This window comes from Mycobacterium intermedium, assembly GCF_002086275.1.
GTDB lineage: Bacteria > Actinomycetota > Actinomycetes > Mycobacteriales > Mycobacteriaceae > Mycobacterium > Mycobacterium intermedium.
In genome coordinates this window covers 53,306-65,049 of sequence record NZ_MVHT01000002.1, presented here as the reverse complement: position 1 = coordinate 65,049, position 11,744 = coordinate 53,306, and the positions used below count along the sequence as shown (strand labels likewise).

Genomic DNA, 11,744 nt, shown 5'->3' with positions numbered 1-11,744 from the left:
CTGCGCCCGCGGTTGTCGTGCGACGACCTACGCTATCGTAACCTACGTCCTCGTAGGTTACCTATGGGTAACCCTAAATGTCGACCACGCAGTCGCCGGAAGCGGCCGATATGCAGGTCTGAATTCGGGTCCCCGGTTCGTGTTCCACGCCCGTCCGCAGGTCACGCACGTGACCCTCGACCAGACCGACCACACACGATTGACAAATACCCATTCGACAACCGAAGGGCATCTGCACACCGGCGGACTCGCCGGCGTCCATCACCGACGTCGCGGCGTCGGCGGTTACCGTCTTGCCGCTACGCGCGAACGTCACCGTCCCACCCACGCCGGCGGGTGCGGCCTTGGCCACGGCGAACCGCTCCAAGTGCAACCGATCACCGATTCCGGCCGCGTTCCAAAGCTTTTCGGCTTGGTTGAGCATGCCTTCCGGCCCGCAGGCCCAGGTCTGACGTTCGCGCCAGTCCGGCACCTCGTCACCGAGGCGGGACAGGTCAAGTCGGCCCGCCGTGCGCGTCTCGCGCACGGTCAAGCGGTAACCCGGGTGGTCCTGGGCCAGCTCGGCCAGTTCGGCGCCGAACATCACGTCGGCTTGGGTCGGCGCCGAATGCACATGGGCAATGTCGGTAATTTGCTTGCGGCGCACCAACGTTCGCAGCATCGACATCACCGGGGTGATCCCGGAGCCGGCGGTGAGGAACAGGATCGAATCGGGCGCCGGGTCGGGCAACACGAAATTGCCCTGCGGCGCGGCCAGCCGCACGATGGTGCCGGGCGCAACCCCGGCCACCAGATGCGTGGACAGAAAACCCTCGGGCATGGCCTTCACCGTGATGGTCACCGTGCGCGGACGACCACCCCGGGCGCGGGACGAGCCCGATGACTCCGCAGCGGGTGACGTCAATGAATACGAGCGCCAGCGCCAGCGCCCGTCGACCAACAGCCCGATGCCGATGTACTGCCCGGGCTGGTAGTCGAAACTGAAGCCCCAGCCCGGTTTGATGACCAGCGTGGCCGAGTCCTCGGTCTCCCGGTGAACCGCGACGACCCGGCCCCGCAATTCCCGCGCGGACCACAGCGGATTGGCCAGGTGCAGATAGTCGTCGGGCAACAGCGGCGTGGTGATGCGCGCAGCGATTTTGCGCAGCGCGTGCCAGCCGGGGTGCTTGTCGGCCCCAGCGACAGTCGGCCGCGTGGTTTCGACGACGTTGGCGGTAACCGAAGCAAATTTCTTACTCAACAAGTAGCTCCTGCTCCGATGCAGCCGATCCAGTCGAGGCTACGGTACCGTAAGTTACGGTTAGATCGCTAGGGTGGTCCGGCAAGTCCGGCATACCCAGTTCAGAGCAGATCAAGCAGAAAAGGCAGTTCCTGCGTCGCGTACCAGGCCAAATCGTGGTCCTCGGCGTCGCCGACGATCAGCTCGGCGTCCTCGTCCCCAAGGTCGGCGTCATCAATGACGGCGATCGCAGCGGTGACGGCGGGCTCGGCGGCGGCATTGTCGACGTACGCCGCGATCACCTGCGCAATGGACACCGGCGCGGAGAGTCGGACCGCGGCGTCGTCCAGGTCCGGCCGGTGCTTGACGTCGTCGACGTCCGCGGCGAGCACGGCCCGCCGGGGCGGCAGCGTAGAGTCGCTGGGCTCGACGGCAAGCAGGCGCAAGGACGCCAGCGCCGCCTCGCGCAGCGCGACCTCGGCGAGCTCATCGTCGTCGCCCTGGGCATAGGACTCGCGCAAGCTCGGCGTCACCGCGAAAGCGGTGCCGTTGACGGGCCACAACGAACCGTCGGCGACGAGCTTTTGCAGCATGGCCAGCGTGGCTGGGATGTAGACCTGCGTCATGCCCGGGGCTTGATCAAGGTGGCCGCGTAGTCGTCGACATAGGTGGACAACTCGCGGGGTGGTCGCCGGTATTCGGTGCTTCCAACCGGCCGATCGGGCAAGTGGACCTGCGGCTTTTCCACCTCGTGATAGTCGATGGTGGAGAGCAGATGGGCCATCATGTTCAGGCGCGCGTGCTTCTTGATATCGGATTCCACTATGTACCAAGGACTGTTGGGCGTGTCGGTATGCACCATCATTTCGTCCTTCGCACGTGAATAGTCGTCCCACCGATACACCGACTCGAGGTCCATCGGGCTGAGCTTCCATTGTCGGACAGGGTCGTTTTGCCGGGCCTTGAACCTACGCAACTGCTCGGCCTCGGAGACCGAAAACCAATACTTTCGCAAGATGATTCCGTCATCGATCAGCATCTGCTCGAAGATCGGCGTCTGCCGCAGGAACAACACGTACTCCTGCGGGGTGCAAAAACCCATGACCTTTTCGATCCCGGCCCGGTTGTACCAAGACCGGTCGAAGAGCACGATTTCGCCCTTGGCGGGCAGGTGCGCGATGTAACGCTGGTAGTACCACTGGCCGCGCTCGCGATCCGTCGGCACCGGCAACGCGGCGATGTGGGCGACCCGCGGGCTGAGGTACTCGGTGATCCGTTTGATCGCTCCGCCCTTGCCCGCCGCGTCGCGTCCTTCGAACAAGACGACCAACCGCGCGCCGGTGTGCCGCACCCACTCCTGCAGCTTCACGAATTCCGTTTGCAGCCGGAACAATTCGGCTTCGTAGACGTCGTCGGCGATCTTCTTTTTCTTCTTCGACTTCGCCGATGCGCCGTTGCCCTCGGTGCTCACACCCACGGATGTTACCGAGAAGCTTCCAAAAGCTCTTCCAACGCCTGGTTCAACAGGCCGGGCAACATGTCGACGTCGCTCATCGCATCGCGGTCGGCGTTGATGCCGTAGTACAGCATGCCGTTGTAGGACGTCACGCTGATGGCCAGCGCCTGGTTGTGCAGCAGCGGCGGGACGGCGTAGGTCTCCAGCAGCTTGGTGCCGGCGATATACATCTGCGATTGGGCGCCGGGGGCATTGGTGATCAGCAGGTTGAACAGCCGCGCCGAAAAGGTGGTGGCAACGCGAATTCCCATGGCGTGCAAGGTAGGTGGCGCAAACCCGGACAGCGTCACGATGGTCCGCGCATCGACCAGGCTGGACGCCGTCGGATTCGACTCGGTGGCGTGGGCGATCTGGGAAAGCCGCACCACCGCGTTGCCCTCGCCCACCGGTAGGTCGACCAGGAACGGCGTCACCTGGCTGATCGGCTGGCCTGGACCGGTCGAGTCGAGTTGGTCTTCGTACACCGACAGCGGCGCCATCGCCCGTACCGTCGTCGTCTGAGCCACGGTTTCGCCGCGAGACATCAGCCAGTTACTCAGCGCGCCGGCGATCACCGCCAGCACCACGTCGTTGACATCGCAGTCGTAGCGGGCCCGCACCGCTCGATAGTCGTCGAGTTTTCCCTTCGCGACGGTGAACCGCCGATTGCGCGACACGGTGGCGTTGAGCGGGCTGCTCGGTGCCGTGCCGCGCGCGACCGTGCGGACCACGTCGAAGAAGCGCCGGCCGGTGTCGACGAGTTCGCTGTAGCTGGTTGCCAACCCGGCGAGCGCGGACCCGACGGCCTGCAACTGCGCACCCGGGCCCACGATCCAGTCGCCGATGGCCCCCAGGATCAGGCGGGTGTTGCCCGGGTCGCGCCCCGGTATCCAAATGTCTTCGGGAAACGGCGGCGGCTTGCGGGTTCGGTCGGCGATGACGTGCCCGATCTCGAGCGCACTCATGCCGTTGATCAGCGCCTGATGCGACTTGGTGTAGAGGGCGATGCGGTTGTTCGCCAGTCCCTCGACGAGGTACATCTCCCATAGCGGGCGCGACTTGTCCAACGGTCGTGCGGCCAGTCGGGCGATCAATTCATGCAATTGCTCGTCGCTGCCCGGCGAAGGCAGCGCCGACCGCCTGACGTGGTAGGTGATGTCGAATTCCGGATCGTCTACCCACACCGGCCGGGCGAACGGGACGGCGTTGACCTCCCGCACCTTTTGTCGGTAGCGCGGAATCTGGGGCAGCCGCTGCTCGATGGTGGCCAGCAAGGTGTCGTAGCTGAGGCCGGAGCGCGGTTTGCGCAGGATAGACAGAGATCCGACATACATCGGTGTGGCGGTGTTTTCCAGGCGGTAGAAGGACGCGTCCGCGTCGGACAGCCGGGTCACCATTACGGCGTTGTCCTCCTTGTCAATTCGCCCCCCTATGTCCCCCGTGTCATGGCACAGCGGTGTGAGTACGCGCCAGCTCCCTTTGTGCGATGATGGCCGGCAGATTGTCGTCTGCCCACTCTCCAGCAGGCTCCTGTCATTCGTGTGAAGCGAGTTGGAGAGTGCCCATTGAGCCTGATTCCCATCGCCGGCCCACCCCGTCGTGCTGCCTTCGCGGTCATGCCCGTCGTCGACTACGAACCCCCGACGCGAGATGTCCCGCGGTGCCGGCAATCATCGCATGCGCCGGTGCGCCCGACCACTCCGCATATCACTCACCGAACGGTCGGGAGCCAGGGCAACGGGACGCGATCGGTGGCAGCGCCTATCTCGCCTGCGGCGGCCGTGCCCCTGTCGCCCGCGATGCGGCAGGCGGCGGCCTTCTCCGACGCAGCCCTGCGGCGGGTACTGGAAGTGCTGGACCGGCGCCGCCCGGTGTCTCAGTTGCGCCCGCTGCTGACAGCCAGCCTGGTCGACTCGGTGCTGTCGCTCAGCCGCGCGGTGGCCGCTGCCGCGGCAGGCCAGGAGGGTACGGCGGTGCTGCGCCGGATGCGGCTACAACCGGCGACGTGTGAAGGTTGGGGCCGGCCGGGCGGCCCGGGCGGCCCGGAAAACGCCGCCGAGGTTTTCGGCACTTTCAGCCGCGGAGACCGGGTTCACGCGATCGCCTGCCGGGTGGAACGGGTGGCGGCCACCAGTTCGGGCTCAGGGCGGTGGCTGGTGGTCGCCCTGCACATTGGCTGACGGCTGCTGGGTCCCGATGCTTGCGACGGGCGCCCGCTGTCGGTCCGAACTAGCGCAGGTGAAACCCGTTCTGGCCGGCACCATCGAGGCTGAAGTCGAGCACGCGGCCATTCGTCGTCGGCAGGTTGACATATGTGTCGATGGGATTCATCCGGGCTCGCCGGTCGGTCGGGCTGTGGTGCGACGCGAAGCTCGTCGAGGAGGTGGCACGCTCTGGTTCAGTCCAGTCGGGAGTGTCGACGACGATCTCGCCGGTGAAGGTGTCGCCGTCGGGCAGGTCGTAGGCGCCGACGAACTGCCAGCCGCGGTAGACGTTGGCCCGATTACACCCCTGGCCGGGGCTGTCCGCGAACTGTCCCAGGTGGACCTGCCACAGTTCGGCGTCGTGGGTGCCGTTCTCGGCGTCGAACGTCCAACTCGCGCAGCTGTAATGCTCTTGCGCGAACGGAAACGGCGTCTGACGCAGCTTGGCGACCGCCTTACCCTCGGCCTCATGCCATTTCGACATCGCCGCGGGCAGCAGGATCACCAGGGTCCCGATCAATAAGGCGATGCCGCCGGCGACCGCCACGCGCCGGCCCGCCCACGCCCGACGGGCAACCAAGAAGACCCCCAACATCAGCGCGATCGGGATCAGGCCGGCAAGGTAGAACGCGAGATAGTGATCGCGGATGCCGCGGGCGGACGCCTCGTAGACATTGGGATCCGGCTTGAGGACGAACGTCTTGGTCATGACGAATTGCCCGATCAGGACCGGCACCCGAACCGTCGCGGCCAAAGCCACCGCCGCGATGGTCGCCTTGAGGTCCAGCCCGAGCCGTGACGCGGCGGTCGACGTCTGACGACGTGCCTCTTCAGCCTGATCGTCGCGGCCGTGTTGACCCCGCTCACCTGCGATGTCCGCAGTCGCGTCGATCAACAGGGCCAGCGCCAGTGCGTCGTTGGACGAGCCTGGCACGGCCTCGGCGTCGGAGCACAACCGGACGAACCAGTCCACCTCCCGGGCCGCGGCGAACTGCGGCGCACTGACCCGCGCCATGACGTCGGCGACGTAGCGATGCACGCTTCCGAAATCGGCGATTGCGGTGATCGACAACGCGACTTGGCGGACCTGCCGACGCACCTGCCGGGTGAACGGGACTCCTCGCAGGGCCGCGGCGTCGCGCGCCCGGCCGACTACGTCGTGCCAGTTCACGTCGATCATCCGATAACCGGAACGGGCCCCATCGTCGGCGATGCCGCCCAGCAACCGGGCGTCGAACAGCGCGCCGACGACCTCGGTGTCGCCGCTCTGCGCCAACCGCACCAGGTCGCTGGGGGCCGTCACCGCATGTCCCCGAAACGTCAGGGGCGCCGTCGGCGCCAGGCGTGCGACGAAGTAGACGACTTTCGCCTCGGCGTCCCAGTTGTGTTGGGCCAGTTCGGAATAGTCGTCGCCGGTGCACACCTCTTTGGTGAGCCAGGCGAGCAGCCTGTTGATGCCCTTGCCGCTGAGCATCCGGGCGGCCTCCTCAGGGCGTTCCGCCATCGCCGCCCCAAGTGCCGCCGGTGAGGTGAACTCTCCCACGTTCGCGAACGGGAATGGCTGCACGGGCCGCGAATGGCCGGACTCGGGCAGTGACCCGTCCAGCGGACGATGCACCGCGGGACTTTGTCCCGCGAGCCAGGCTTCAACCTGCGCGGCCCCCCAGCGCAGGTCGAAGTCCCGCGTCAGCAGGCCCGCCAGCAACAGCTTCCAGCGCTGGCGACGCTCGGCGGACATCGCCAGACCGTCGATCGCGTTCAAGGAGACCTCACGCGCGAGCAGGTCCGTTTCGATCGCCCGCTGATTGAGCCAACGTCCGTCGTCCAGCTGGTAGTACCCTCGCCCGACCAGCACCGTGTACATCACCATGCCCAGGCTCCACCAGTCAGCGGGAGCGCCCTTGACCCGCATGACCTCCGGAGCGTTGTAGGCGGTGGTGCCATGCCCAAAGTTGCTCAGATGGGAGCGCTGGTCGAGGTCGAAGGTCAACCCGAAGTCGCTGAGCACCAGGTCAACGGCGGCCACGTTGCGAACCAGCACGTTGCGGGGTTTGAGGTCGCCGTGCACGACCTGTGCATTGGGTCCCTGTAAGCCCTTGAGGCAGAAGGCCAACCGGGCCAGTATCTGAGTCGCGATCTGGTCGGAATTGCCTCGGGCGGCGACGAACTCCTCGAGGGTGCCGTCCGCGCAGTACTCCATGACCTCGTAGTGCATCTCGGCACCGGCCACCGGGTCGCTGCCGCGCTGCAACACCTCGACGGCCCACTCCCGAGAGAAGTGTCGCCGGTACTTGCTCGAGTTCAATTCGAACTTGTAGTCCGGCGCCCGGAAGTACACCTTGACGGCTACTTCGACGCCGTTGCCGTTGGTACACAACCAAACTCGCGCTTCCGAACCGGCGCCGAGTTCACGTATGACGCGGTGCCCCTGGGCGGCCAACGAGGGTGGCAGTGGTTGATATTCGGCCCGCCCGGCCTGGTCACCCTCGATGTGCGTCGCCGGGGCCCGCTGCGACCTAACACCCTCGATGAACGTCTCGTCAGCCACCGGGCTCATCCCTGATCGCGCTCACCGGCCACCTGATCTCTACCTGGACGCTGGAGCCCAGCCGCAAGGTCTGACCCGGACGCAGTTCGTACTCGGTTTCGGCCGGCAACCTCTGGTCATTGACGAAAGTCCCATTGCTGGAATCGGTGTCGGTGACGTACAGCCGACCGCCTTGATACCGCAGCAGAGCATGACGACGCGACACGTTCATGGCCGTGCGGAACACACTCTCCGTCTCGAGGTCGTCGTCGCGGCCCAACAGCAGCGTGCGGCCCGACTCGACGGTGAGCCGCCGACCGCAGACCAACAGGTCGATCCCCGGGCTCGGCCGGGCGATCTCCAGCACGGTGCCCGGGGCGGCCGCACGCGCAGGGTCCGGCGGGTCCGCGTGGGCCGACTGCGAGCCAACAAGGTTGGCGTCGTCCCACAGATTCCGTGTGCAATCGGCACATTGCGAATACAGCGCACGGTCCCAGTCGCGGCCGCACTTGCAGGTGACGGGGTCGGTCAACTCAGCCACGACGTTCTCCCCACGCTTACCCCGCGTGCCTCCAGCGAATCACGGACCCGGGCCAGGTCCCCTGGCTTGGGAATTCCCACCATCCACACGGACTGCTCATCGACGTTGACCGAGATCTGTTGTCGCTGAGCGGAGTACCGTTGCTCGAAATCCTCCTCCGGGTACCGCCGCTGCCCCAGGTCCGTCAAGCGATGCACCCGCTGATTGGTCGAGCCGCGCAGCGCGACGTCGTCGACCCGATCCTGCTCGAAAGGATCGCTGATGAGGAGGTCCACCAGACCGTCCCACAACCACGGAACGTCCACCCGCAGGCGTTCATAAGTACGGCCGGAGAACATCAGCACGTCGGTGTCGTCGTCGCGATCCTTCAAGGCCTCCAACAAGGTCCGTAGTGCTGCGGGCTGGTCGGTGGGTTCGCCACCGGAGATGGTGATCCCGTCCAGCGCGCCCAGCCCGTCCAACCACGCAAGGACGGCCTCGACGTCGCAGCGCCGGGACCCGTCGAACGCCCAGGTGTCACGTGAGACGCAGCCCCGGCAGTACAGGGTGCAGCCCTGGAACCAGATGCCCGCGCGCACGCCGAATCCCAGGTTGCGCACCGGATGATGCAGTCGAGACAACAACATGGCAGTCACGCCAGCACCGCGGTCCAGCCGTCCCCGGAGCGCTTCAGCCGGGTCACTGTCGTCGCCGTCGTGCCGGAACCCTGCTCGAACAACGCTCGCGCCAACGGGTTCGTGAACGTCGACTCGACCGCGTTGCGCACACCGCGGCCGCCGAACTCAAGCTGGACCAACGCCTCATCGACCAGGGTGCGTCGCACGTCGTCACTCACCGTCACGTCGATACCGAGGTCGTCACGGATCCTATCGACCACGTTGCCGGTGAACATCGGAACCAACTGTCCGGCGACATCGGGCGAGATGAAGTCGAATACGACGATGTTGTCACCGATCCGGTTGAGGATTTCGGGCCGACCTATCTCGGTTTTGAAGTGCTCCTGCACCGCCGTCCGGATCTTGCGTTCCACCTCTTCGTACGGGGCACCCGGATCGACGACCGGTATGCGATTGCCGGCGTCGTCGTGTTCGTAGACACCGAGATTGGAGGTGAACACGATCAGCGCCTCGCTGAAAAAGACCGTGGCGCCGGTGCCGTCGGTGAGTCGGCCGTCGTCGAGGATCTGCAGGAACTTGTCCAGAATTCGCGGATGCGCCTTCTCGATCTCGTCGAAGAGGATCAGCCGGAACGGCTGCTGCCGAATGGCATTGGTCAGCTCACCGCCGCCACTGAACCCCTCGTAGCCCGGCGGGGCACCGATGAGGCGGGCCTCGTTGTGGTCGGCGCGGAACTCGCTCATGTCGAACCGGACGAAGGAATCCTTTTGGCCGAACACCAATTCGGCGATCGACTTGGCCAACTCGGTCTTGCCGACGCCGGTCGGTCCGGCGAAGAACAGAACGCCCTGCGGTCGGGTGGTGGAGCTTCTCGACTCGGCGCCGGTCAAGCCCATGCAAGAGCGGATCAGGATGTCGACGGCCTTGCGGATAGCCGCCGGTTGACCGAGCACCTTCGTCCCCAATGATGTCGCGCCGTCGCGGATCCGTCGTCGCAAATCAGCGGACTGCCACGGGTTGTCGGGCACCCCGTGTCGGAAGGTGCGGACCGCGTCGCCGATGTCGTCGGCCGGGATCTGCCGGTCCTGCGCGAGACGGCTGATCTCCGTCATCGAGCGCAACGTAAGGCCGTCGGTCTGGGCGGCGAAGCGGTCAACAATGTCGGCCAGTTCGGGGCTGCTCGGCTCGGGCGGCTGCGGCAGTGAGAGCACCAGCGAGCGGGCCAGCGCGACCCGGTGCTCCATTGTGGGCTGCGGAACCGAGATCACCCGGGCCAGTTCCGAGGACGCCAGCCAGTACGGCAGATCGCCCTCCCGGTCCAGCAGCCAGACCACCGTGTTGTAGAGCGGTGCGCGATGCCGGCCGGGCACCGGATGCGCCTGCGCGGTCAGCATCAACTTCTCGGCGGTGGCAAGCAGGGCATGTATGCCGTCACCGGAAAAGTTGCCCGCGGGCGCCAGCCGGGAAGCATTGGCCAGGATCAGTACACACGGCCGCTCGGAAGTCACCACCGCGCGCATCAGCGCAGACAACAACTCAGGGCCAGTTGCGTCGTCGGCGTAACCCCGCGTGACGGTGGCGATGAGCCCCGAGGCCACCTCACCGTCGTCTCGCGCCGCGTCCGCGCCGTCGACGGGGTCGTAAACGATGATGTTGCGGTGTCCGGCCGCCTCGAGTTCCAGCAGGATCGCGTCGACCACCGAGGCCTGTCGGGGTGCCGCGGCGCCCCCGCGCGGGATCAAGACAATGTCGCGCAGGTTTCCGGTGACCAGGACCTGTGGGTTCGCCGGCAAGGCAATGTCGAGTTCGCGCAGCCAGGTTGGGTGTTCGAGGGTCAACGCGTGCCTCTCTGGTGTGTCGTGTGCTGCTCGTCCAGCCGGGAGCTCGATTGAGTTGCCTTCTTGCGCAAGCTGATCGCTTCCGGTGCGAACAGCCCGGGCAGCTTTTGTTCCCTGATGCCCGTCGACAGCCCGCGACGCGACATCGCTCCTAGAAGGCCAGGTACCCTGCGGCAGAACTCTTCCTCGGCGTCACGGTCTGCGACCGCATCCGCCGGACCGAACCGCACCGCGCGCAGACCGATCTCACCGTCGCCGATCTCAGCCCGCACTCCGTGGGTACCGCTTTGCCGCACCACCAGGGTCTGCGGGGTCTGCACCGCCACGTCCAGGACGTCATAGCCAAGCTCGGTGAGCGATTCGACCACCGCTTGCCGGACGAACTCGCGATTCGCTTGCGCAGCAACGCGGTCCAGTTGGTGTGTGATTGCGCCGCGGGCCTGGGTCAGCAGCATGTGCACGTCGTCGCCCCGGTCCGCGCCGATGGCCGCCTGGTCGAGCAGCACGCTCACCGGATCCGGATCGGGTAGGTCGTTGAGATGGGCACGCAGCTCGGCGATCTCGGTGCGCTGGGCCTCGATCCGCTCGGCCCGTCGGTTGGCTTCCTCGATGCGCGCCGCCAAGTCGGCGTAGAGCACCCGGGCGCGGGCCTGATCGACAGTGGCCAGTACTTCGCGGGCGGCACGTTCCAGCTCCGCGGACGGGACCTTGAGCGACGCCAGTTTTGCGGCAACCTTGTCTGCGTAGTCGACCCGGGGGGTGGAGTGTTCGAGGGGCGCGGCCGGGTGGGCTGCCCGCCGGGCCGCAGCCGCCTCGGTCGCCGCGCGCTCGCGCCGCTCGACGTCGGCCAGGATGTCCCGCATGCCGGCCATCACCTGCTGAGCGCGTTCGGCGAGTTGACGCCGTTCCAGTTCGCTCGCCGCCCGAGCGAGTGCCTGCTCCAGCTTGTCGCACTGGCTTTTCATCGCCTCGGATCCCCCGGTCGGCTCGGCCAGCCCGGTGACGGCGACCACGTCGACCACGCAGTCGAGATGACCCGCCGACGCGGCGCGGCGCTCCAATGCAGAAGACCAGCCGCACAGCGAGCGCCAGCGTCGCCGCGACGCCTCGACACGCTCGCGTTCCAATGCCCGGTAGTCGATGACCTTGGGCCCGCTCACTTCACCTGCACTTTCCAGCCGGCGAGGCCGGCGAGGCCGGCGACCGCTCATCGAGTTTGCCAGGTTCGTCGGATGTAGAACAGTCCGTTCCTAGCGAGTCGACCTGTCCAGCTGGCCTGCCGGTCGACTGCCCTTCGCCGACG

Annotated in this window: 10 protein-coding genes; 1 reads left to right on the top strand and 9 read right to left on the bottom strand. The window is 66.4% G+C overall.

The window, feature by feature from the left end:
• Nucleotides 1-73 precede the first annotated feature (73 nt).
• The 4 genes from BST27_RS00980 to BST27_RS00965 form a co-directional block, all read right to left on the bottom strand.
• Entirely contained in the window at nt 74-1,240 is a 1,167-nt protein-coding gene (locus BST27_RS00980; protein WP_069419071.1) for a ferredoxin reductase, read from the bottom strand.
• A 101-nt stretch (nt 1,241-1,341) separates the two neighbouring features.
• Nucleotides 1,342-1,845: a DUF6912 family protein gene (locus BST27_RS00975; RefSeq protein WP_069419003.1), complete on the bottom strand. Its 504-nt coding sequence runs from the start codon at nt 1,843-1,845 to the stop codon at nt 1,342-1,344.
• The gene (gene ppk2, locus BST27_RS00970; protein WP_069419002.1) at nt 1,842-2,690 is read right to left on the bottom strand and encodes a polyphosphate kinase 2; all 849 of its coding nucleotides are present in this window, start codon (nt 2,688-2,690) and stop codon (nt 1,842-1,844) included. Before ppk2 ends, BST27_RS00975 begins: the two co-directional genes overlap by 4 nt.
• Before the next feature lie 11 nt (nt 2,691-2,701).
• Complete coding sequence (locus BST27_RS00965) at nt 2,702-4,111, bottom strand: WS/DGAT/MGAT family O-acyltransferase (RefSeq protein ID WP_069419001.1); 1,410 nt, start codon at nt 4,109-4,111, stop codon at nt 2,702-2,704.
• Between the two features lie 168 nt (nt 4,112-4,279).
• Between BST27_RS00965 and BST27_RS00960 the strand changes: the two genes are divergently transcribed.
• Nucleotides 4,280-4,894 (top strand): Rv3235 family protein, encoded by a 615-nt coding sequence (locus tag BST27_RS00960; RefSeq protein ID WP_372515490.1) that lies wholly within the window; start codon nt 4,280-4,282, stop codon nt 4,892-4,894.
• Nucleotides 4,895-4,943: 49 nt separating this feature from the next.
• Here BST27_RS00960 and BST27_RS00955 read toward each other — a convergent pair whose 3' ends face one another.
• From BST27_RS00955 to BST27_RS00935, 5 genes are read right to left on the bottom strand one after another with little or no spacing between them, the layout of a single operon-like run.
• Nucleotides 4,944-7,466: a protein kinase domain-containing protein gene (locus tag BST27_RS00955; protein WP_170062253.1), complete on the bottom strand. Its 2,523-nt coding sequence runs from the start codon at nt 7,464-7,466 to the stop codon at nt 4,944-4,946.
• Entirely contained in the window at nt 7,459-7,986 is a 528-nt protein-coding gene (locus tag BST27_RS00950; RefSeq protein ID WP_069418998.1) for an FHA domain-containing protein, read from the bottom strand. Before BST27_RS00950 ends, BST27_RS00955 begins: the two co-directional genes overlap by 8 nt.
• Nucleotides 7,974-8,612, bottom strand: coding sequence for a 4Fe-4S single cluster domain-containing protein (locus tag BST27_RS00945; RefSeq protein WP_069418997.1), 639 nt, complete (start codon nt 8,610-8,612; stop codon nt 7,974-7,976). The genes BST27_RS00950 and BST27_RS00945 overlap by 13 nt, the downstream gene beginning before the upstream one ends.
• Before the next feature lie 5 nt (nt 8,613-8,617).
• Nucleotides 8,618-10,441 carry an AAA family ATPase gene (locus BST27_RS00940; RefSeq protein ID WP_069418996.1) on the bottom strand — a complete coding sequence of 608 codons (1,824 nt, stop codon included), beginning with the start codon at nt 10,439-10,441 and terminating at the stop codon, nt 8,618-8,620.
• Entirely contained in the window at nt 10,438-11,601 is a 1,164-nt protein-coding gene (locus tag BST27_RS00935; protein ID WP_069418995.1) for a hypothetical protein, read from the bottom strand. The genes BST27_RS00940 and BST27_RS00935 overlap by 4 nt, the downstream gene beginning before the upstream one ends.
• Nucleotides 11,602-11,744 lie beyond the last annotated feature (143 nt).

Excerpts from the sequence above, each read along its gene's own strand:
- BST27_RS00945 (WP_069418997.1), bottom strand. The coding sequence starts at position 8,612 with ATGTTGTTGTCTCGACTGCATCATCCGGTGCGCAACCTGGGATTCGGC.
- BST27_RS00965 (WP_069419001.1), bottom strand. The coding sequence starts at position 4,111 with ATGGTGACCCGGCTGTCCGACGCGGACGCGTCCTTCTACCGCCTGGAA.
- BST27_RS00975 (WP_069419003.1), bottom strand. The coding sequence starts at position 1,845 with ATGACGCAGGTCTACATCCCAGCCACGCTGGCCATGCTGCAAAAGCTC.